This window comes from Kitasatospora sp. NPDC059812 (genome assembly GCF_042732075.1).
Classification (GTDB): domain Bacteria; phylum Actinomycetota; class Actinomycetes; order Streptomycetales; family Streptomycetaceae; genus Kitasatospora.
Map to the genome: position 1 here is coordinate 58,991 of NZ_JBHWIO010000020.1, position 20,607 is coordinate 79,597.

22 protein-coding genes and 1 pseudogene are annotated in these 20,607 nt (G+C 72.6%); 11 read left to right on the top strand and 12 right to left on the bottom strand.

Annotated elements, in window-relative coordinates; all coding sequences use genetic code 11:
- The 4 genes and pseudogenes from ACFV6D_RS13390 to ACFV6D_RS13405 form a co-directional block, all read right to left on the bottom strand.
- Window positions 1-689, bottom strand: a pseudogene (locus ACFV6D_RS13390) (hypothetical protein); the annotation flags it as partial.
- Complete coding sequence (locus ACFV6D_RS13395) at window positions 686-982, bottom strand: hypothetical protein (RefSeq protein WP_063346723.1); 297 nt, start codon at window positions 980-982, stop codon at window positions 686-688. The gene ACFV6D_RS13395 and the pseudogene ACFV6D_RS13390, both read right to left, overlap by 4 nt.
- Window positions 979-1,731 (bottom strand): hypothetical protein, encoded by a 753-nt coding sequence (locus tag ACFV6D_RS13400; protein WP_380559681.1) that lies wholly within the window; start codon window positions 1,729-1,731, stop codon window positions 979-981. The genes ACFV6D_RS13395 and ACFV6D_RS13400 overlap by 4 nt, the downstream gene beginning before the upstream one ends.
- Window positions 1,722-2,501 carry a hypothetical protein gene (locus ACFV6D_RS13405; protein WP_380492414.1) on the bottom strand — a complete coding sequence of 260 codons (780 nt, stop codon included), beginning with the start codon at window positions 2,499-2,501 and terminating at the stop codon, window positions 1,722-1,724. Before ACFV6D_RS13405 ends, ACFV6D_RS13400 begins: the two co-directional genes overlap by 10 nt.
- Window positions 2,502-2,751: 250 nt before the next feature.
- On the opposite strand from ACFV6D_RS13405, the gene ACFV6D_RS13410 reads away from it, so the two are divergent.
- Window positions 2,752-3,444 carry a cyclic nucleotide-binding domain-containing protein gene (locus tag ACFV6D_RS13410; RefSeq protein WP_079135459.1) on the top strand — a complete coding sequence of 231 codons (693 nt, stop codon included), beginning with the start codon at window positions 2,752-2,754 and terminating at the stop codon, window positions 3,442-3,444.
- Window positions 3,445-3,461: 17 nt separating this feature from the next.
- Here the strand turns inward: ACFV6D_RS13410 and ACFV6D_RS13415 are convergent, their stop codons facing one another.
- Window positions 3,462-3,923, bottom strand: coding sequence for a hypothetical protein (locus tag ACFV6D_RS13415; protein WP_380559683.1), 462 nt, complete (start codon window positions 3,921-3,923; stop codon window positions 3,462-3,464).
- Between the two features lie 88 nt (window positions 3,924-4,011).
- On the opposite strand from ACFV6D_RS13415, the gene ACFV6D_RS13420 reads away from it, so the two are divergent.
- The 3 genes from ACFV6D_RS13420 to ACFV6D_RS13430 all read left to right on the top strand — a co-directional run bounded on the left by ACFV6D_RS13420 (window position 4,012) and on the right by ACFV6D_RS13430 (window position 6,223).
- Window positions 4,012-4,668, top strand: coding sequence for a TetR/AcrR family transcriptional regulator (locus tag ACFV6D_RS13420; RefSeq protein ID WP_380559685.1), 657 nt, complete (start codon window positions 4,012-4,014; stop codon window positions 4,666-4,668).
- 112 nt (window positions 4,669-4,780) lie between these two features.
- Window positions 4,781-5,374 (top strand): DUF4188 domain-containing protein, encoded by a 594-nt coding sequence (locus ACFV6D_RS13425; RefSeq protein WP_380559726.1) that lies wholly within the window; start codon window positions 4,781-4,783, stop codon window positions 5,372-5,374.
- Window positions 5,375-5,443: 69 nt separating this feature from the next.
- Window positions 5,444-6,223, top strand: a complete 780-nt coding sequence (locus tag ACFV6D_RS13430) for a C39 family peptidase (protein WP_380559687.1) — start codon at window positions 5,444-5,446, stop codon at window positions 6,221-6,223.
- A gap of 55 nt (window positions 6,224-6,278) precedes the next feature.
- Here the strand turns inward: ACFV6D_RS13430 and ACFV6D_RS13435 are convergent, their stop codons facing one another.
- The gene (locus ACFV6D_RS13435) at window positions 6,279-7,130 is read right to left on the bottom strand and encodes a hypothetical protein (protein ID WP_063346715.1); all 852 of its coding nucleotides are present in this window, start codon (window positions 7,128-7,130) and stop codon (window positions 6,279-6,281) included.
- A 264-nt stretch (window positions 7,131-7,394) separates the two neighbouring features.
- Here ACFV6D_RS13435 and rpe point away from each other — a divergent pair, with 264 nt between their 5' ends.
- The 5 genes from rpe (at window position 7,395) to ACFV6D_RS13460 (ending at window position 12,849) form a co-directional block, all read left to right on the top strand.
- On the top strand, window positions 7,395-8,078 hold the full coding sequence (gene rpe, locus ACFV6D_RS13440; protein ID WP_380370691.1) for a ribulose-phosphate 3-epimerase: 684 nt from the start codon (window positions 7,395-7,397) through the stop codon (window positions 8,076-8,078).
- Between the two features lie 168 nt (window positions 8,079-8,246).
- Window positions 8,247-9,206: a pirin family protein gene (locus ACFV6D_RS13445; RefSeq protein ID WP_380559688.1), complete on the top strand. Its 960-nt coding sequence runs from the start codon at window positions 8,247-8,249 to the stop codon at window positions 9,204-9,206.
- A 1,058-nt stretch (window positions 9,207-10,264) separates the two neighbouring features.
- Window positions 10,265-11,377: a helix-turn-helix transcriptional regulator gene (locus ACFV6D_RS13450; protein ID WP_159398359.1), complete on the top strand. Its 1,113-nt coding sequence runs from the start codon at window positions 10,265-10,267 to the stop codon at window positions 11,375-11,377.
- A complete protein-coding gene (locus tag ACFV6D_RS13455; RefSeq protein ID WP_159398358.1) occupies window positions 11,364-11,810 on the top strand; it encodes a hypothetical protein in 447 nt (148 codons plus the stop codon). Before ACFV6D_RS13450 ends, ACFV6D_RS13455 begins: the two co-directional genes overlap by 14 nt.
- Window positions 11,811-12,006: 196 nt before the next feature.
- Window positions 12,007-12,849, top strand: a complete 843-nt coding sequence (locus ACFV6D_RS13460; RefSeq protein ID WP_380559690.1) for an SAM-dependent methyltransferase — start codon at window positions 12,007-12,009, stop codon at window positions 12,847-12,849.
- Here the strand turns inward: ACFV6D_RS13460 and ACFV6D_RS13465 are convergent.
- Window positions 12,843-13,778 carry a helix-turn-helix domain-containing protein gene (locus tag ACFV6D_RS13465; RefSeq protein ID WP_380339795.1) on the bottom strand — a complete coding sequence of 312 codons (936 nt, stop codon included), beginning with the start codon at window positions 13,776-13,778 and terminating at the stop codon, window positions 12,843-12,845. The two genes, ACFV6D_RS13460 and ACFV6D_RS13465, sit on opposite strands and share 7 nt — an antisense overlap.
- 95 nt (window positions 13,779-13,873) lie before the next feature.
- Entirely contained in the window at window positions 13,874-14,116 is a 243-nt protein-coding gene (locus tag ACFV6D_RS13470; protein WP_380339792.1) for a DUF397 domain-containing protein, read from the bottom strand.
- Between the two features lie 237 nt (window positions 14,117-14,353).
- Between ACFV6D_RS13470 and ACFV6D_RS13475 the strand changes: the two genes are divergently transcribed.
- Window positions 14,354-14,917: a hypothetical protein gene (locus tag ACFV6D_RS13475; protein WP_380559692.1), complete on the top strand. Its 564-nt coding sequence runs from the start codon at window positions 14,354-14,356 to the stop codon at window positions 14,915-14,917.
- Window positions 14,918-15,128: 211 nt separating this feature from the next.
- Here the strand turns inward: ACFV6D_RS13475 and ACFV6D_RS13480 are convergent, their stop codons facing one another.
- Complete coding sequence (locus ACFV6D_RS13480; protein WP_244293293.1) at window positions 15,129-15,791, bottom strand: hypothetical protein; 663 nt, start codon at window positions 15,789-15,791, stop codon at window positions 15,129-15,131.
- Window positions 15,788-16,348 carry an RNA polymerase sigma factor gene (locus tag ACFV6D_RS13485; RefSeq protein ID WP_063346610.1) on the bottom strand — a complete coding sequence of 187 codons (561 nt, stop codon included), beginning with the start codon at window positions 16,346-16,348 and terminating at the stop codon, window positions 15,788-15,790. The genes ACFV6D_RS13480 and ACFV6D_RS13485 overlap by 4 nt, the downstream gene beginning before the upstream one ends.
- A 441-nt stretch (window positions 16,349-16,789) precedes the next feature.
- Between ACFV6D_RS13485 and ACFV6D_RS13490 the strand changes: the two genes are divergently transcribed.
- Entirely contained in the window at window positions 16,790-17,605 is an 816-nt protein-coding gene (locus tag ACFV6D_RS13490; protein ID WP_063346609.1) for an SAM-dependent methyltransferase, read from the top strand.
- Window positions 17,606-17,695: 90 nt separating this feature from the next.
- Here ACFV6D_RS13490 and ACFV6D_RS13495 read toward each other — a convergent pair whose 3' ends face one another.
- Both ACFV6D_RS13495 and ACFV6D_RS13500 read right to left on the bottom strand, forming a co-directional pair.
- On the bottom strand, window positions 17,696-20,305 hold the full coding sequence (locus ACFV6D_RS13495; protein ID WP_380559694.1) for an ABC transporter permease: 2,610 nt from the start codon (window positions 20,303-20,305) through the stop codon (window positions 17,696-17,698).
- The gene (locus ACFV6D_RS13500) at window positions 20,299-20,424 is read right to left on the bottom strand and encodes a hypothetical protein (RefSeq protein ID WP_380559695.1); all 126 of its coding nucleotides are present in this window, start codon (window positions 20,422-20,424) and stop codon (window positions 20,299-20,301) included. Before ACFV6D_RS13500 ends, ACFV6D_RS13495 begins: the two co-directional genes overlap by 7 nt.
- Window positions 20,425-20,607 lie beyond the last annotated feature (183 nt).

The following is a 20,607-nucleotide window of genomic DNA, read 5'->3' on the forward strand; positions in this document are numbered from 1 at the left end:
GGGCGGGGGGGTCCCCTCACGAACCTGGCCGCCGCCGGCGCGGAGCTGTGGGGGGCGGGGGGGGCGCGCCCCCCGCCCCCGCCCCCGCGGGGGCCGGCCCCCCCGGCCTCGGCCTCGTCCCGGGAGCGGAGGCCGAGCAGGATCCTGGCCGGGGTCAGCGGGGCGAACCCCTCCCGGATCCCCCGGTTCAGCGCCTCCTGCAACTCGTTGCGCGCGCTCACGAGTCCACTGCGCGACCGCTTGAACAGGATCGTCCGGATCGGCGAGATGTCGAACGGCAGCAGCCCGTGTTCGCCGATGTGGATGGTGAGGCGGCCGGTCGTGTGCCGAAGGCCGAGTTCGTACATCACATTGGCGTTCCCGCCCGTCACATCGGCGATGACGATGTCCGACTGCAGCACATGGCGGCAGATCTGCTCGGTGATCTCCCCGGCCTGCTGGATCTGGTCCGCGCGCAGCGGCTGGATCCGGAAGGCGGCGCAGGCCGGGCCGATGACCTCCTCGAAGGTCTCCAGGGACGTCTCGTACGCCTGGCGGGCCGGACTGCCGACCTCGGCGTGCCGGTCCCCGATCGGGCCGATCACGAAGCAGGTCGGCAGCTGCGCCGGCGCCTCCGGGAGGGTTGCCTCCGGTCCGGACGGCTCCGGGCGGAGCGGCTCAGGGTGGGCGGTCGTGGTCATCGCGATCACGCGAGGTCCTTCCATTCGAGACCGGGCAGCGGCGGGGCGCTGACCCAGGGGGCCAGATCGGACGCGTAGACGGGGAGTTCCTCGATGCCCAGGGCGCTGAGCAGGCCGACGGTGGGCACCCGGTAGCGGTACCCGGTGCGGATGACGGGGCAGGGAAAGGCGTCGCGGTGGACGAGGTTGTAGGCGGTGGCCAGACAGATACCGAACGCCCGGGCCGCCGTGCGCAGGTCGACGGACAGCGGGAGGTCGAACAACTCGGGGAAGGTCAGCGGGCCTTCGGCGGGGGCGATCACCGGCCGGCCGCCGTCGAGCGGAGCGAGACCGACCCGAGCCGCGGGCCACGGTGCGGCCGGTGGGTCCGGTGGACCACCTCGCGCAGGCCGAGGTGGTCCGCGAGTTCACCGAGCCGCGCGCCCTCGACCGCCGAGCGCGAGGTGAGGCGCAGCGGTGCGGCCAGGCCGTCGGGCCGGTCCGGTCGAGAGATCGCCAGTTCCCAGAGGTCCTCGGTGGACGCGGCGGTGCGGGCGTCGGCCACGGCGACGATGTCCTCCACCGGCCGCCCGCCGGAGGCCGACCGGCGGGCGAACTCCCACCCCCGGCGGCCCGCCGCCCGGAGCAGGTCCGGCCCGACGTCGGGATCGTCCACCGAGACCTCGGCCAGCCGCTCGACGACCGCGAGCACGACCTCCGACTCGACGTCCCTCCGGTCCGCCCCCAGGCGGCCCGCCGCCTGGCGGGCCACCCGCCTGAGGTGCGGCAGCGCCAGCCAGACGACGGCCTCGACCCAGCCGGTGACCTCCGTCGAGCCGATGGCCGACGCCAGCGCGTCGTGCTGGCCCAGCGCGACGGCCCGACGCCACACCTCGCGGCGCAGCACCTTGTCCACCGGCCGCTCGTACAGTGCCGCCCGGGCCTGCGGCAGGTCGAGGTGGACGGTCTCCCCGCCGACCTCGACCGGCAGGACCTCCGGTCGCAGGTGGGCGGCGCTGGTCACCCGGGCGTGGATGACGTCGAGCAGGCTGTTGTACGTGATCAGAGCCATGGGTCGGTTCCTCCCGACGGACGGTGCGGATCGAGAATGGGCCAGATCTTCGAACTCAGACGGCGCAACGCGCTGAAGAGCCGCCGGAGCGAGCGGGGCGGATGGAACGAGGAGCTCTCCGGCAGGGCGAGGAGGTTCCCGGACGGGGTGGGGACGTACAGCCACGCCCGCCGGGCGAACGCCTTGCCGGGAACGGTCGCCAGGATGCTCTGGAACCGGTCCGGGTGCAGGCCGGAGTGCCGGGAGACGACCGCGTCCTCGTACACCCGGTCGGAGACGATCGCCACCAGGTGCGTCGTCTCCGGGCTGGCCCTGGCCAGAACGGCCTTGACCTCTCGGGAGTCGAGCAGCCGGTGCAGTTCGTTCCTCGCCGGCCCGTTCCCCTCGCCGGGCACGCCCTCGGGCGCGACGTGACCGGAGTGGACGCTCACCCGCATCCGGAGCCGGACGCGGCCCGGATCGGCGTTGTGCTTGGCGAGTTGCTCGTCGAGGCGGTCGAGGAACGGGTGGACGACGTACCCCAGCAGCACGGGGTCGAAGCCGAACGCGAGCCCGTCGCCGGAGTTGGCGGGGAACCTCTTCGCGGTCCGGAGGTCGTCGAGGCCGGCCGCGGTGAGCGCGGCGTCGATGACGGGCTCAAGGTGGGCGCTGACCGGCGCGTGGACCGCGCCGGGCAGCTCGGTGAAGCCTTTCACGTCCACACAGAGCAGGCCGGAGAGCGGCGGCAGGGGCTGGCTGGAGTCGCCGGGAAGTGACGGGGGTTCGGGCATGGCGGCCTCCTGGAACGTACGGTCCGGGCGCGTCGACCGGGCGGTCGAGCTGATGACCAGGAGTCTGCGGCCCGGCGGCGAAAATTAGGGGGCCGGAGGCCTCTTAACGATGTGGGGTGCGCCACAGGTTCATTCGTAGGCGATCCAAAGGCGCGGCAGGGTAGCACCCGATATGGGGAAGGTGTCCGGGTGTGCGGCAACTTGCCTGACGTTCAGCCTGATTGGGGTGCGGTGCCTCTAATCTCTCGCCATGACCTTGTGGGGAAATTCGACGGCGGAGCAGGCGTTCGGGCTGAATCGAACATTTCGAGATCACCTGTCCGACACCGATTGGGAGGGAATCCTCGGTTCCGCCAAAGTGAGGTGGATTCGGAAAGGCGAACAGTTGATGCGGCAGGGCGCCGAGGGTCACTCGGTGTCCTTCCTGAAGAAGGGCGCCGTCCGGATCGACCAGGACGGGAAGCTGATCGTCCTCCGGCACCCTGGCGACCTCCTCGGGGACATGGCCGTGTACGGCCGCCGGCCGCGGACGGCCACCGTGACGGCGTACACGGACTGCGAAGTGGTCACCCTCGGAGCGGAGCTGTTCAGGAGCCGCGCGTTCCAGGACGCGTACGGGGCGGCGATCTGGTCGTACGTCATCGGCCGGCAGTTGGAGACCCAGGTCCTGTCGCGGTCCGGCGACAACGTGGCGCGGCTCGCGTGGCTCCTGGCGCCGCTGCTCGACAACGAGGAACTCGCGGTGAGCGGGCCCGACGGCGTTCACCTGCGGGTCGCTCAGAAGGACCTCGCGGACTGCTTGGCCATCGGCCCCAAACTGCTGCGGCAGCTCACGGCGCTGCCGCCGTTCGGCGGGATGCCGGAGGGGCGTCGCAAGCTGACCCTCGTGACGGACCCCGAGGGCCTGCTCGCGGCCGCCGCGCGGCTCGGGGGGCTGCCGTGAGCGGTGGACGGATGCTGTCACGTCGCGGCGATCAGGGCGGCGCCGGTCTCGAACACGTGGTGCCAGGCCTGGTCGAGGAGGTAGGCGCCGTTCATGCCGTGCTCGGCGAGGCGGACGAAGCCTCCCCGCCGGGTGAAGTCGGCTGCCCGGCGGAGGGGTTCGCGGCGGTCGGCGAGGTAGTGGGTGGTGGCGGACAGGGCGAGGGCGGCGAGGAGGCGGCGGGGTTTGGGGCGGAGGCCGAGGGCGCGGGTGCCGAGGAGGAGGGCGGCGGCCTGGGTGGCGGTGTAGGCGGCGACGTGTGCGGCGCAGGCGCGGCGGCCGGCCGGGGTGGGCCGGCCCTTGGTGCCGGCCTGGTGGTCGGTCTGGATCCAGTGGTCGGCGAGGGTGGCGGAGGCGCGGAGGAGGGCGTAGGCGGCGGCGAAGGTGGCGGCGCGGGAGGCGGGTTGGGGGGTGGGAGCGGCCGGTGTGGGCGTGGGCATGTGCGTGGGCATGTGCGTGGGCATGGGGCTCCGATCGGTGGGGTGATGGTTTCCTGGTGGGGCGGCCTGCTGTGGTAGCAAGGCAGGCATGACGGAACGGCCTGGCGGGCGCAGCTCGTACCACCACGGATCGCTGCCGGAGGCGCTGGTCGCCGCGGCGTTCGAGCTGCTGGACGAGTACGGGCAGGAGAAGGTGAGCATGCGGGAGGTGGCGCGGCGGGCCGGGGTGTCGGCGGGGGCGCCGTTTCGCCACTTCGCGGACCGGCAGGCGTTGTTGACGGCGCTGGCGGACCGGGTGCTGGCGGACTTCGTACGGTGCCAGGAGGCCGAGGTGGCGGCGGTGGCGGCGGTGGCGGCGGTGGCGGCGGTGGATCCGGCCGGGGGGGCGGCCGGGGGGTCGGTGATGCGGGCGGTCGGGCTCGGGTTCGTCCGGTACGCGCTGCACCATCCGCACCGGTTCGACCTGGTGCGTTCGCGGGTGTTCGTGGCCTCGCGGGACCCGGAGCTGCGGGATCAACTGGACGGCATGGACCGGGCGTTCACCGGTCTGATCGTGGCGGACCAGGAGGCGGGCCGGTTGCGTCCGGGGGATCCGGGGCTGATGGGGCTGGCCGGGCAGGCGCTGGTGTTCGGGCTGGCGCAGATGATCGTGGACGGCTACCTGCCGGGGGAGGAGGCGGAGGAGCTGGCCGGGAAGGTGCTCGACACCTTCGGTCAGGGAATCGCCAACCATCCTTCGCAGTAACCGATTTGTGCGTGCGGCGAGCCTTGACCGGGTTTCCCGGCCCTGATGTAATCACCGATTACATGGGGTGCGGGAGGCCGAGATGTCCATGGGAACGACGTTCGTCCGATCGATGTTCGCCAAGCCGACGCCGGGCTACACCACCGCGGGCGCCACCGGCGACACCGTGGTGCTGCTGATCGGCATGCGGATCAACCGCTTCTGGGCCGTCCATCACTGGGGCCCGGTGATGTTCGCGATGTTCCGGATGCTGTACGAACTGGGGCGCAGCCCCGAACGCGGCCTGCGCGGGCGGATCCTGCTCACCGCCTCGCCGCGCACGTACTACGTCGTCCAGTACTGGGAGTCGAAGGAGAAGCTGTACGGCTACGCGAGCGCGCCGGACGGCTTCCACCACAGCGTCTGGGGCATCGTCAACCGCAAACTGCGGGAGGGGAAGGCCCGTCGGCACGTCGGGCTGTGGCACGAGACGTACGTGGTGCCGGAGGGCGGGTACGAGTCGATCTACTTCGACATGCCGCCGTTCGGTCTCGCGGGCGCTACCGGCTCCCTGCCGCTCGAGGCGCGTGGGCGCCGCGCGTCGCAGCGGCTGGCCTACCGGTCGGAGGGTTCGACGGAAGGCCTGAAGGAGGGCTCGAAGGAGGGCCTGAAGGAGGGCCTGAAGGAGGGCTCGAAGGACGGCTCGGGAGAGCGCGTGCCCGAGTAGGGGTGCTCACCGGGCGCTCAGGGAGTGTCGCGGGTCGGCCCGGGTGCCGCGGCGTGAGAGCGTCGGGGGATGGCGGAGGAGCAGGGCGGGATGCCGACGGGCGCGCCGAGAGGTGTACGGGCGGGCGCGCCGACCGGCGCATCGGCCGGAGCACACGCGGGCGCAGCGACGGGCGCACCGGCGGGCGGGCCGGTGGTGCACGAGGTGCCGTACCACGCGCAGTGGGAATCGGCCGAGTTGGTGCGGGTGATCATCGACGGACAGGTCGACGCGGCCGAGGACCCCCGGTGGGGGCAGTCCGGTGCGGCCACCCCGGAGGAGTACGCGTGGTGGTCGTGGCGGCTGTGCGGGGTGGCCTGCCTGCGGATGGCACTCGACCACTGGTGGGGCCTGGCGCCCCCGGCGCTCATGCTGGCCGGGGAGTGCGTGGCGGCGGGGGCGTACGTCCGGGACGGCGAGAGCCTGCGCGGACTGATCCACACGCCGTTCGCCGAGTACGTCCGGCGGCGGTGGGGACTGGCCGCGCAGGCGCGGGAGTTGGCGCCCGCGGAGCTGGCGGCCGAGGTGGCCGGCGGGCGGCTGGTGATGGTGTCGGTGCATCCCGCGATCCGGGAGCCGGCCGGTCCGGCGCCGGTGCGGCGGGGCGGACACCTGGTGCTGGTGGTGGGCGCCACGGACACGGCGGTGGTGATCCACAACCCGTCCGGATTCCCGGGGGAGTCGCAGTCCTTCGCGCACGTGCCGTGGCGGTCGTTCGAGCGCTTCTACGCCGGGCGGGGGATCGTCCTCGGCCCGCCGGGCACGGGTGGCGCCCGATCGGTTCCCGACCAGCAACCGGTCGGGAGCTGACCGGCTGCTGATCGGGACCTCATGAGGGGCTGATCAGGGGCTGATCAGGGGTTGATCAGGGGTTGTCCGGCAGCCCGGCCGGGTTGACCGGGAGTTGGCTGCGACAGAGCGCCGATATCGGCTTCAACGCGGCGGCCAGTCGGTCGAGTTCGGCGCGCGGGTAGTCCTCCCAGACCCGCGCGGCGGCCAGGTCGGTGGCGGCCTCCAGGGACTGGTGCCGGATCCGGCCGAGTTCGGTCACCGAGCCCGCCGTGGTCAGCCAGCCCCGATCGACCAGGCGCGCCGCGGCCGCGTCCCACTCCTCGTCCGTCCAGCCGCGCATCGGCTGGAGCATCTCGCGCCGGACGTCCATCGCGCACCGGACCACCAGCGCCTCGCACCCGTCCAATCCGGCCGCCACCAGCGCCGCCACGTGGCCGTCCCCGCGGTGCTCGCGCATCACCGTGGCGGCCTGCCACAGCCGTTCGTACAGGCCGGAGGGGCGGGGCAGCGCGGCATTGGCGGCGGCCAGCACCCGGCCGACGCAGTCGAGCCGGCCCGCGGCCCGCTCCAGGGCCTCCACCGCCAGTTCGACCTGCGCCGGGTCCACGTGCTCCAGCAGCCGGGCCAGCGCCGCCGCCGAGCCCTTCAACCGGGCGGCCAGCGCCTCCTCCGGGCTGGCGTGCGTCCACACCTCCGGCAGCGCGCGCTCGACCATCGCCGGGGAGAAGCTGAAGAACGCGGCGATCACCGGCGGCGCGTCCACCGCGCCCAGCGGCGCCGACCGGCTGGCGAAGTAGCCGCGCCAGCCGCCGTGCAGCCCGGCCGCCTCGTAGGCCTCGCGGCTCTCGGGCAGGAAGTAGGTGACGGCGTGCACCGGTTCGAAGAGCCACCACAGTGCACGGGCGGGGTGGACGAGATCGGCCATCGAAGGACCTTCCTCGGAGAGGGGCGGGGCGAACCCGGCCGGACGGGGCGGCTCGGCGGGCGCCGACGGACCGGGCGCGCGCGGGCCGCTTCAGTGCTGATGACCACGGCGGCGGCCACGGTAATCCCGGACCGGGTGTGATGACGGTCACGGGGAGGTCCCGGTGTGCACCCGGCCGGGCGTCGGCGCGAGATGATGGGACGAGGTGCCCGCTCCCGGGACGCCGCAGCCCTCGTGTGAACCCTCGTGTGAAGGTAGTCGGTAATGGCGCAGATCAACCCCAGCATCCTGTCCGCGGACTTCGCCCGGCTCGCCGACGAGGCCGAGGCCGTCAGGGGCTCGGACTGGCTGCACGTCGACGTGATGGACAACCACTTCGTCCCCAACCTCACCCTGGGCGTCCCGATCGTCGAGTCGCTCGCCCGCGCCACCGACACCCCGCTCGACTGCCACCTGATGATCGAGGACCCGGACCGCTGGGCCCCCCAGTACGTCGAGGCCGGCGCCGGCTCCGTCACCTTCCACGTCGAGGCCGCCGCCGCGCCCGTCCGCCTCGCCCGCGAGATCCGCGCCAAGGGCGCCCGCGCCTCCATGGCCCTCAAGCCGGGCACGCCCATCGAGCCGTACGAGGACCTGCTGCCCGAGCTCGACATGCTGCTGATCATGACCGTCGAGCCCGGCTTCGGCGGCCAGGCGTTCCTCGACATCATGCTGCCGAAGATCCGCCGCACCCGGGAGCTGATCGCCAAGCACGACCTGGAACTGTGGCTCCAGGTCGACGGCGGCGTCTCCGCCGGCACCATCGAGCGCTGCGCCGAGGCCGGCGCCGACGTGTTCGTGGCCGGCTCGGCGGTGTACGGGGCCGAGGACCCGGCCGAGGCCGTGCGCAAGCTGCGGGAGCTCGCGACCAAGGCCTCGGCGGACGCCTGGTGGGCCTGCGGGCACTGAGCCCTGAGTCCGGGCGGAGCGGTGTTCAGGGGCCCGGGCCAGCCGTCGTCCAGGGGCGGCGTTCCGGGGCCCGGCCCGGGGAGGGGTGGAGGATCCACCGGCCGTCAGGGATGATCGTTGGCGAACGCCCCTCGCCCGGCCCCTCTCCGCACGGTGGTGGAACCGCACATGAGCAACCTCGACCGCAAGCCCTCCCCGACCACCTGTGGCCGCGAGGCCGACACCGGACCGGTCAAGGACCTGCTGACCGGACGTCAGGTCCAGCTCGGCGAGAGCACGATGGTCCGCCGCCTGCTCCCCAACCTGGGCCGCCGGATGGTCGGCGCCTGGTGCTTCGTCGACCACTACGGACCCGATGACATCGCCGACGAACCCGGCATGCAGGTCCCGCCCCACCCCCACATGGGCCTCCAGACGGTCAGCTGGCTCCACCAGGGCGAAGTGCTGCACCGCGACAGCCTCGGCAGCCTCCAGACCGTCCGCCCGTACGAACTGGGCCTGATGACCTCCGGCCGGGCGATCTCCCACTCCGAGGAATCCCCGCGCCCGCACGCCCGCTACCTGCACGGCGCCCAGCTCTGGGTCGCCCTCCCGGACGCCCACCGGCACACCGCCCCCACCTTCGAGCACCATGCCGACCTGCCTGTCGTCACCGCCCCCGGCCTGCACGGCACCGTCATCCTCGGCACCCTCGACACCGCCACCTCGCCCGGCACCGCCTACACCCCCCTCGTCGGCGCCGACCTCGCCCTCACCGAGGGCGCCGACCTCAAGCTCCCGCTCGTCCCCGACTTCGAGTACGCCGTCCTCTCCATGTCCGGCAGCGTCGACGTCGACGGCGTCCGCGTCGAACCCGGCTCCATGCTCTACCTCGGCTGCGGCCGCCCCGAACTCCCCCTCCACGCCCGCACCGACGCCGCCGTCCTCCTCCTCGGCGGCGAACCCTTCGACGAGCAGATCCTCATGTGGTGGAACTTCATCGGCCGCACCGGCGAGGAGATCACCCGGGCCCGCGAGGACTGGATGTCCACCGCCCGCTTCGGCGACGTCCACGGCTACGCCGGCGACCGCCTGCGCGCGCCGGAACTCCCCGCCCTCCCGCTGAAGGCGCGGGGGCGCGTGCGCTGACCTGGTGAAACGCGTTCGTGAGGCGCGCGCTGGTTGGGCGGGAGGGTCCTGCGGGATGCCACGTCGACTCGCGCGTTCGGGGCGGCGCGGCAGCCTTCAATCGGACCGGTGCTGACCTTTTGCCGACCTCTTGCCGCCTTTGCTGACGAGCTGTCAGCGGACCCGTCGGGTCCTCCTGAGGCCACGGCGCATGGGGCCGGGCGATCTGTCCGTGCCGCGCGCTCGCGCGATGATCGACGCCCGCGACCGCCACATCATGTGACTTGCATCACGGCTTTTGTGGAATCTCATCATCCGATTGCTTGCATCTGCAATTCGATGAATACCGAAAACCGGCCCGTCCATCTACGGCCCTGTAGTCGCCACGCGGTGCACCGGCCCGGAAATCGGCTATTACCGATCGGTAGAGCCCGGATAGCGTCAACACATGCCCGATTCTGTCCGATCGTCACGCCATGGTGAGAGCGGAACCGGTGTCGCTGCGAGGTCCGCGGGCACTGCTGGAACTCACCGGCAATGCCATTCCCATCGGCACGTGCAGTACCGGGTTGAGACATCTGCGGTGCAAACCGCTTTCACGGAGGAGTACCTTTTTCAGCGTCAAGAAAGCGCAGCCCCGGCCATGGTCTGTCCACCGTCGGCCGGGGCCCGGAGCGGAGGAGTGTCATGCACTGCTACGCCCTCACGGGGCGGTTGATGCGTCCCGTGATCACCACCGAACGTACCAGTGTCCCGCTGCCGGCCCGAAGGCCGTCCGGCTTTGATTACTGGCGAGTTTCGGTCTCCCTCGGCTCGGTCGCCCCGGCCGCGACTGTGCCACTGGCATGTGCCGACAGACGGGCGGGGTGGCGGTTCGCCGGAATCGGCGCTCTGGTCACCGCCGCCGGTCAGGCGCGATGCCGGTTCCGGCGGCTGCGGCTGCACCCGTAGCAGGGCGGTCGGGGGGCGTCCGCCGCGGCGGATGCCCCCCGGTCCGTCGGCCCCGGGGGCGCCGCGCGCCGCGGCCCGCCCCCGGGGGTGGAAATACCGCCGAGGGAGAGAGAAAAGAGCGGGTGAGGATGGCGGGATGGGTGACGGTGGTGTGTGCGCTGCCGTCGTGCGGAGAGGTGTTCAGGCGGCCGGTCAGGGCCGGGCGACCCCGGCTGTACCACCGGGTGGCGTGCCAGAAACAGGCGCAGAGGCTGCGGGACGCGGCCAAGGGGGCGGCGCGCCGCCCCGCCCGGGCGGCCGGGGGCTGGGGGCAACTGGTGGCGGAGGACGTGCACGCGGGTGCCGGCCGGCTGCTGGAGGCGCAGGCGCGCCGGGCGCCGTTGACGGTGAGGCTGGCGTGCGCGCGGGCGCTGCGGGGTGACGCCGACCACTATGTGGCGGCCGTCGTCCGCGATGCACGGGCCGACGGGATGGAGTGGGGGGAGATCGGGTCGGCGCTGGGCGTCCAGCCGGACTCGGCCCGGCGCCGGTGGACCCTGCGGCGGGTGGAACAGCAGCTGAGCCGGCGTTCGAACCGGCAGGCCCCGCCCGCGCCGGGGACCGCTTCGGGCGCGGCACCGGCCGCGCCGGCACCGGCCTCGGCGGGGGAGCCGGAGCCGGATTCGGGACCCCGTGCGGGGCTGCTCGCCGCGGCGCTGACGGCGCTGCAGGAGCGCAGCAGGGTGAGCCCGCAGGCCGCCGCGGAGCTGGCCGGGTGCTCGCCGTCGTACGTCTCGCGCATCCTCGCCGGGGACCGGGTGCCGACGTGGCCGGTCCTGCAGACGCTGGCGCGGGCCTTCGGCGGGGTGCCGGAGGAGCTGCGGCTGCTGTGGGAGGTGGCCCAGGGCGCCGAGCGCCCTGGGCGGGTGTCGGTGGCGGGTGCCGCCGACCAGATGCTGCGGGCGATCCGGGGCCTGCACCTGGCGGCCGGGCAGCCCGACGCCGAAGCCGTGTGCGCCCTCGCCCGGGGGGTGTCGGCGGAGCTGGTGCGATCGGTGCTGGCGGGCGAGACCGTGCCGGACTGGCCGGTGGTCAGCCAGCTGGCCGCGGCGCTGGGCGGGCACCCGGGCGACCTGCGCCCGTACTGGGAACGCATGCACTACGCGGCGCTCGCGGCCGTCTACTCCGACGAGTTCGGACCGTCCGGGTGCTTCGCGCGCTCGGCGGCGCCGGAAGGGGGCGAGGACCGTGACGGGGGCTGAGGCGGTGGGCCTGGACGCGTTCGTCCAACGCCGCCGCGGCCTGTACCGGGGGTACGCGGTGGCCCGGCTGGGCCGTACGCCCGCGGCCGGCGAGGTCGTCGACCATGTCGTGGAGGCACTGGTGGCGTGCTGGCCTCGGCTGGTGTGCGAGCGCAGCCCTGCGGCCGGAGCGTGGGTGTTGGTGCGCGAGGCGGTGTCCCTGCACTGCCGGATGCCGTACGGCCAGGACGGCGAGGACGTGCTGCACCGCCTGCTGCCCGTCGCGGCGGCCGACGCCGCCGTCCTGCACTACCGGCTGGGGATGCGGCTGACCGAGGCCGCGGACCTGATGGGCGTCGAACCGGCGGCTGCGGCCGGGCTGGTGCTCGCCGCCGAGCGGGGGCTGCCGCGCGCCCTGGTCGGCGAACTCGCCTTCGGCCCCGGAAGGGCGTGACCGAAGGGGGCGGCTCCGGCGGGCGTGGAGTGAAAGGGGTGGCGCGGGATTTCGTACCTGCGCCACCCCTTCGCTCAGGTGCGCCATAACATCCGCCCGGAGTTCAGCCTTACGGGTTCCGAGACCCTTTAACAACCTGGCGCAGTGTCATGTAGCGCTCTAGCATGGGCACTTCGATCAAGGGGCCGAGCCAGGGGTGGTCGCGTTGGAACCGGATGCGGAAATCGTTTCTCCCGTCACCTACGATCCGGCCGTTCCGAGCGTGGCCCGCATGTACGACCTCCTGCTGGGCGGGCACGCGCACTTCCAGTCCGACCGTGACGGGGTGCGCGATCTGCTGAAGGTCGCACCGAGCAGCGTCGAGGTCGCGGCGATCAACCGGGCGTTCCTGGTGCGCACGGTGCAGACGCTGGTGCGTGACTACGGGGTGCGGCAGTTCATCGACCACGGCTCGGGCCTGCCGACCCAGCGCAACGTGCACCAGATAGCTCAGGAGATCGACGACAGCTGCCGGGTCGTGTACATCGACAACGACCCGATGGTGATGCACACCGGCCGAACCCTGTTGGCCGGGAACCCGAACACGGCCGTCGTCCACGCCGACATGCGCGACACCGACGAGATCTTCTCCAGCAAGGCCGTGCAGGACCTGATCCTGCCCCGGGTGCCGACGGCGGCGCTGTTCGTCTCCGTCCTGCACTGCATCCCGGAGAAGGGATCCGTCCCGCCCGCGCGGCTCGTGCGCCAGGTCCGTGAGCGGCTGCCCGCCGACGCCCCCGCCTACATGGCCATCTCCCAGCTCGTCAGCCCCCGTCTCGACGTCCGCCGGCGGATCACGGACCTGATGGCCGACCTCACCCAGCACCATTGGGGGGAGGTCCGTACGGAAGAGGACGTGGTCGGCTACTTCGAAGGCATGGAGATCCTCGACCCCGGTGTGGTGGAGGTGTCGCAGTGGCGTCCCGCCCCGACCGCTGCCCGGACGGCGCAGACGAGCGACGAGTGGACGGAGTTCGGCGGCGTCGCCAGGGCTCACTGACCGGGGCGGCGCATCCTGCCCCGGTGGATCCCGATCGCCTCGTCGATGAGCGCCAGGCCGACCTCGTAGTCGGCGACGTGGAACAAAAGGGTGTTCAGCAGGTCCGCGTAACGCTCGACGTCCGGGTCCTTGCTCAGATAGATCGCCCCGATGCCGGGGCCCTCGACGTAGACGACGTCGCTCGGGCCGCCGTACTCGAAGGCGAGGTGGGTGAAGGCCCCCGACGGCGGGGTCAGGTCCGCGGTGAACGGCAGGATCGCCACATGCACGTTCGGCCGCCGGCTGAGCTCCTTGAGGTGCTCCAGCTGCCCGATCATGACCTCGGGGCCTCCGGTGTTGCGGTACAGCACGCTCTCGTCCAGCAGGGCCACGACCGTGCGGTCGGCGTCGTCCAGCAGCCGGGTGCGGTCCATGCGCTGGCTCACCCGGCGCTCGATCTCCTCGGCGGGGGCCCGGGGCAGGCCGGCCTTGATCATCCGCCGCGCGTAGGCGCACGTCTGCAGCGGCCCGGGCACCACTCCGCCCTCCCAGTACTGGATGCGGGCGGACTCGACCTCCAGCCCGATCATGCGCCTGAACCAGCCGGGTGTGATGTCGGCGTACTCGGCCGCGAACGGTCCCGCCACGACCCGCTCCAGAAGCACGTCGACGTGCGCGCGGACCTCGGGGCCGACGCCGTAGATCGTGATCAGGTCGTTGACGTCCCTCTTGGAGGGGGTGCTCTCCCCGCGCTCCATCCGGCTCAGCTTCGACGCCGACGCCCGGATCCGGGGAGCGACGTCCGACAGACGCAGCCGCCGCTCCTCCCGCAGCGACCGCAGCACCGTGCCCAGGACCTTCGCCGCGCCCACCGGTCCGCTCCAGTGGAGCTTGCGTACCTCGTCGCCGTCCGGGTCGCTCGGCGTGGGACGGTCCGGGAGGGCGGGCATGCGGGACTCCTGAGGGCGCGGTTTCGGGAAAGCACTATCCCACGGCGCCCATCCCGCATACCCGCCGTTCTATAGATCCCACGGAATCGGGCCGATCAGCGGTGGAACACGTGATCGAAAGCCCTGTTCTCCATGGCCCAGGCGAAGGCCTCGGCCTCGCCGCGGTTGAAGACCAGGGCGGGCCCTTCCTTGTCGCGGGAGTTGCGGAAGGCGACGGCGCCGTCCGGCAGCGGTCCGACTTCGACGCAGTTCCCCACCTCGCGACTGCTCGGGCTCTTCACCCATTCCACGTCCAGCGAATCGGCGCGGACCCCGTTCTCCGGCATTTCGACAGTCATTCGATTCTTCCCCTTCCCATCGCACGGACATGCGGACGGCCGAGGCCGTTTGCAATCCCATTTGCAATTGCAAATGCCCGGCCCGGGAATGCTAGCGGCAGCCGATTCGAACGCGGTGTCCTCCAAACGGGTGTCATTTTTCGGGCCTCGCCGTACCACCCCCGGGGCGGTTGCGGCCCGTGACGGGCGGGAAACGTTGCGCAGACACCCGCCGCACCCCAGCACCGGAGGACACCCGTGATCGGGCCCCAGGACCACGCCCACCCGCGCTTCGACCGCGACCTGGCCCTGGGACTGGGGGTGCCCAGGGCGGCGGCCCGACGCCTGCCCGGCACCCCGGACGCCGCCACGGCGGCCCGCGACTTCGCCCGGGCGACCGTCGCCCACTGGCGCACGCCCGTCACCGCGCAGGCGCTCGACGAAGCCGTCGAGGACCTGCTGCACGGCTTCGACCTGCACGGCTTCGAGCGCGAAGAGGGATGGCTCAGCCTCGTCGAAGCCCCCGATGCCCTCCTGCTCGTCCTCACCCCGGCCCACTCGCCACCCGCCGAAGGGGCTGCCGACGCATTACGGGCCATGCCGGACGCCACCTCCACCGGCACGACGGCCGAACACTGGACCAGGATCCCCTTCCCCGGCAGCCCCCGCACCCACAGCGCCCCGCCGTCATGCTGCGGAGGTCGCAGAGGTAGCCGAACATCTTCGACTCAGGAGGCAGTGGGCCGGGTGAACCCTGTGCGAGAACCAGTGGCGGAGGCCCTTGAGGAGGGCTGCATCAAGACCGGTACCGAGGCCTGGTGATGTCGTCCGCGATCGGCACCTCGACCGGATCGGCCAGGTTGCTCGACGAGGTGCCCGGGTGCCTCGTCGAGCACCCCGTCGGCGTCCTGCGTCGATCCGGTTCAACGGCCGCCGGATCCGGTCTGGGCGCCGTGGCCGGCACTGCTCGTGCCGTGCTGACCGGGGGCCTTTTCTCGTCCGCCCCTGGGGGAGGCGGGGGTTCGTGCGGTCGTTAGCGTTCGTCGGTGAGGTCGCGGACGAGGGTGCTGCTCACCTGGGGGAGTTCGCCGTACTCGGGGTCGTCGCCGGCGACGGGGAGTTGGTGGATGACGGCCGCGAGGCGGGGGGGCAGCTTCACGTCGAGGCCGTAGTGGCACCGGGCGAGGATGTCGGTGAGCACCTGGGTCGGCAGCAGGGCGTGAGGAGTGCTCAGGACACGCTGTGGCGGGCGGGGTTTGGTGGCCAGCGCTTCGGCCTGTTGGCGCCAGACTTCCGCGTCCAGGAACTCCCCGAGGCTGCGGTGCAGCAGGCTCAGGAACGATGCGGAGGTGTAGGAACCGCCGCCGGCCGCGAACTGCCACCAGAACTGGGCGCCGTCGCGATGGCCCGCGACGTACAGCAGCGCGCCGAGGACGAGGGCGCCCTCGGGGTGGATCTGCGCGCCGTTGACGAGGAGGCCCAGGGAGGCCGCGGCGGACGGCATCGAGAGGACCAGGGACGCGGCGAGGTCGAGTTCGTGGGCCGCCTGCCTGTGCTCGGAGGACAGCGGACTCGGGGCGGTCAGCAGCCGCTCCCAGGAGACGCCCGTACCCCCCGGCTGCGGCCGCGGGGCCCGGGTGGGCACGTGGATGCCGGCCATGTTCGGGTGCAGGGCCCGGTCGTGTTCGGTGCTCACCGGCTCTCCCCGCGGCGGCCGCCGAGCGCCGCGGCCAGGCGGTCGAGGGCCTGGCTCGCGGTCGAACGGACGTTGGCCTCGGTCGTCCCCAGGCAGTCGGCGATCTGCTCGTCCGGCAGGTCGAGCAGGTACCGCAGCACGATCACGTCGTGCCGCCGTTCGGACAACCTCCGGATCGCGACGTACAGTTGCTCGTGGCTGCCCTCGGTCTCCATCAGGTGCTGCGCCCGCTCGGCGGCGATCCGCACCGCGTAGACCCACCCGGGGACGCTCGCCTGGGTGGGCAGCGGCTCGCCGTTCATCATCAGTTCCGCCAAGGCGGCGCCGATCTCCTCCTTGAGGATCGTCCAGGCGTGGAACGGCGGGATCTGCTCGCGCAGGATGCGCGGCCACTCCTTCCACACGCGGACCTTCGCGATCTCCACCGCTCTGTGTGCGGCGTCGTCGTCGCGAAGGCGCGCGCGGGCGAACCCGCTCCACGCCCCCTCGTGCGTGTCGCAGAACGCGTCGAACGTCAGGCGGTCCCGGCCTCCGACCACCCAGTCGCTCTCGGTCACGTCCCATTCCTCCCCTGCGGCACGCCTGTCGGCTGCCGTCCGGTGCGGGCCGCCGACCGTGGTGGAACCCCATGGCCGTACGGCGGTCACAGCGGGAACTCGCTTCCCTGGTAGGAACATTAAGGCGGATTGGATGCCGAGATGTTAAGCCGCAGCAAGGTGTTTCGAGATCAGACACAAGGCGCGGCGGATGATGGAGATACCGTGCTCGAACATGGTCAGAGTGGGTCACTACATGCTCTGATTCGGTCGTCCTGCTGCACGGTCGCGTCGTCACCGGCAACGGCCCTTGATTGGCCGTTCGGGCGTGTGGGCATAGTGGAAGGGGCCGCGCCAGGGTTCGCCACCGCTCGCCACGGTGGCGCGGGCGCGGATCGGTCCTGTCCTGCACAGGGCGAGTCGATGATGCATCAGGGGGAACGCATGACTCAGGGGGAACGCATGACGGACGGCACCGCCGGGACCGACGACGTAGAGGTCAACCTCGACATACACCTGGCGCACTCCGCGCGGATGTACGACTACTACCTCGGCGGCACGACGAACTTCCCCGCCGACCGTGAGGCCGCCGGCCGGGCCCTGGCGGTCTTCCCCTACGCCCGCTCCGCCGCGCGCGCCAACCGCGCCTTCATGCGCCGGTCGACGCACCTGCTCGCCGAGGCCGGCATCCGGCAGTTCCTCGACATCGGCACCGGGATCCCCACCTCGCCGAACCTGCACGAGGTCGCGCAGTCGGTCGCACCGGACGCCAAGGTCGTCTACGCCGACAACGACCCGATCGTGCTCCTCCACGCCAAGGCGCTTCTGCACGGCACCGAACAGGGCGTCACCGCCTACGTGCAGGCCGATGTGCGTGAGCCCGCAGACCTGTTGGACTCGGCCCGGGCGATCCTGGACTTCACCCAGCCGATAGCGCTCAGCATGAACGCCCTGCTGCACTTCGTGCCGTTCGAGGCCCAGCGGATCACCGAAGGCCTCAAGGCACAACTGCCCAACGGTTCCGCGCTGGTGATCAGCCACTTCACGCAGGACTTCGCCGCCGAGGAGACCGCTCGGCTCATCCAGGTCTACACCGCCGCAGGAACCCCCGTCGCCGCCTGCACCCGCGACGAGTTCGCGCAGTTCTTCACCGGGTGGAACCTCATGGAGCCGGGCGTCGCCGCCACTCCGCGCTGGCACCCGGCGCCTGCGGACGACACCGAGCACATCACCGACGCGGCGGCCTCCTGCTACGGGGCCGTCGCCATCCGCCCCTGAGCCGTGCTCCCAGTCTGGCAGCTCCCAGTCCGGCAGCTTCGAAGCCCGGATGTTCAAGCCCGTACATCGGCATTCCGGGGCCCGGGCGGCTCACTCGCGCCCGCCGATCGCGTCGACCGGCGCCGGCCGCAGGGCGGACCGGGTCGCCACCGCGATCGAACCCCAGGAGAGCGCGACGGTGACCGCCACGATCGCGACGAGGCCGACGGGGGAGACGGACGGAACGGGTGACCCCGTCAGCCCGAGGCTGATGCCGACCAGGGGCGGGATCGTCGCCAGCAGGCCGAACAGCAGCGCCGAGAAGACCACGATCCTGGCCTCGCCGTTCATCATCGCGCGGACCTGGGACCGCTCGGCGCCGATGAGGCGCAGCATCGCGAACTCGCGCACCCGCGCCGCCGTCGCCATCACCAGGGTGTTCACCACGGCGATGGCGATGTAGCCCAACAGCACGGTCTGGAACAGGAGGTTGAGCGCCCAGTCACCCGAACCGCCGCCCCCGGGCGCGGCCTTGAACGCCTCCTGGCCGCCCACCTGGACCGTCGGGTAGCGTCCGACGGCGCCGCGCAGCGCGTCGGCGAGCGCCTTCGGGTCGGTCCCGTCCGCGGACCTGACCAGCACGGCGGTGTCGACCCGCGCGGTGGTGTGCGCGACGACGAGGTCGTTGGGCAGGGTGACGTCCCCGAAGCCCAGGCCCCGCTCGTAGACCGCCACCACCCGCGGCCTGATCGCCGTGCCGTCACCGAGCCGCAGGTCGATCGTCCCACCGCGCCGCGCATGGACGGTGTCCGCGACGGCCCGGCTCAACGCCACCGTCTCGCCGCGCAGTTCCGCGGTGTCGCCGTCGACCACCTGGAGGTCCATGGTCTCGGAGAGCCGTTCGGGCGCGACGCCCTGGGCGGCGAAGACCTTGGTCGCGGTGCTGTCCTCGGACGGGAACGTCAGCAGCACCCGCATCCGGGCCACCGGCGTCGCCACGGCGGCGCCGGGCACGCCGCGCACGGCGTCCACGACCTCCGGGGACACCCCGGCGCCGGACGACGAGGTCAGCACGTGGTCGGCCCGCAGGCCGGCGTCGAGTTGGTCCCGCGACGCCGCGATCGTCGTGGAGGCGCCGAACACCTGCACGGCGGCCAAGGTCACGCCCATGGCCAGCGGGGTGACGGCCGAACCGAGCCGCCGCGCATGGGCCCGCGCGTTGGCCTGGGCGAGGAAGCCGGGGGCCGTGGACTGCCGGTTCAGTCGCGAGCCGAACAGCACGACGGCGCCTCTGACCAGCAGCGGGCCGACACAGCCCAGCGCCACGACGAACAACAGGACCGCGCTCGCCGCGGTGTCGGCGGCAGAGTCGCCCGACACCGCCACCCGGCCCGAGGCCAGCAACAGCCCGAGCGGGATCAGCAGGAAACCGATGGCCAGCCGGACCCGGCCGATCCTCCCGGGCTCGACGGCGGCGTCCCCGAGCGCCTCGACCGGGCTGGTCCCGGACACCCGGCGCGCGACCAGCCAGCCGCCGAGCCGGGCGCTGGTCATGCACAGCGCCAGCGAGGCGAGGAAGGGCAGCCACCCCACGTCCATCCGGAAGTCCGCGGGCATCGCGCCCGCGAGGACGAACGCGCCGCGCATCACGAACGCGATGACGACGCCGGGGACCGCGCCGACCAGGGCGCCCGCCAACGACACCAGGGTCATCTCGGCGCCGATCATCCGGTGGATCTGCCGGGGCGTCGCGCCGACGGCGCGCAGCAGGGCCAGTTCGCGCCTGCGCTGCTGCACCGACAGCGCGAGGGTGCTCGCCACCACGAACACCACGATCAGCACCATGGTGCCGCCGAACGACGCCGACGTCTCGACCACCAGGCTGCGGGCGTCGCCCACGTCCAAGAACTCCACATCGCCGCGCTCCGCGCCGGTGTGCGCCACCACGCCCGGCACGGCGGCCGTGATCCTGCCGGCCAGTTGCTCCGGGGTGACGTCGGGCCCGGCCCGCACACCGATCGCGTCCACCCGGTCCGGGCGGCCGGACAGCTCGGCCGCCCGGCCGTCGGTGAAGAACACCGCGGACTGGCGGCCCAACCCGCCCCCCTCCGGCGCGGCTACGCCCACCACGCGGTACGACGACGCGACCGAGCCGACCACGAGCCGCACCGTCGCGCCGGGCGACACGTGGGCGCGCGCGGCGAGGCCGGCGTCGAGTACGACCTCGTCGGGCCCGGCGGGCGCGCTGCCCGCACGCACCGCGAACGGCCCGAGCACCGCGGCGGACCAGCCGTGCCCGACCACGGGGAAGCCGTCCGGGCCGCCCACCGCGCGGCCGTCCGGGGCCAGCATGCCGACCTCGACGCCGACATCGCCGACGGCGGACCGGACACCGGGCACGGCGGCGACGGCGGCGACCTTGTCGGCGGGCAGCGTGACGCGCTCGCTGTAGCGGACCTCGGAGCTCTCGTCCAGCCAGTACGACTGCTCCGCGCCGAGGACCACCGCCGCGCCCGAGTAGCGCTCGGGGGCCACCCCGGTGCTGAGCCCCGACATCAGCAGGATCCCGCAGGCGGTGATCACCGCCGAGCCCGCGGCGATCGCGACGAAGGAGCCGACGAAGCCGCCCCTGCGCCCCTTGATCGTGCTCCACGCCAGCGACAGGTCCCTGCGCTCCGGCACCACGAGGCGGACCAGCCTCCGGATGCGGCGGATCACCACGCGCCCAGGTGCGTCATGCGCGCCGCGCCCTGCCCCGAGGCTCGCCGGCGCAGCCCGCCCGCGAGCCGCAGCGGCGGCGTGACGGTCTCCTCCACGGTCAGCGTGGTCAGCGTGGTCATCGGGCTGCACACTCGGGGAAGGCACTCCTGCCAGAATCGGACGGTCCCATTCCGAGGGTGCGGGCGCCACGATGCAGTCCGATGCGTACGGCATCCGGCGCCGGTATCAGGCTCCTTGACGTGCCGTAACCCTTCGACGCCGTACCCCGGCGGATCGACCAGTCGGCGGATGCGGCACGCCAC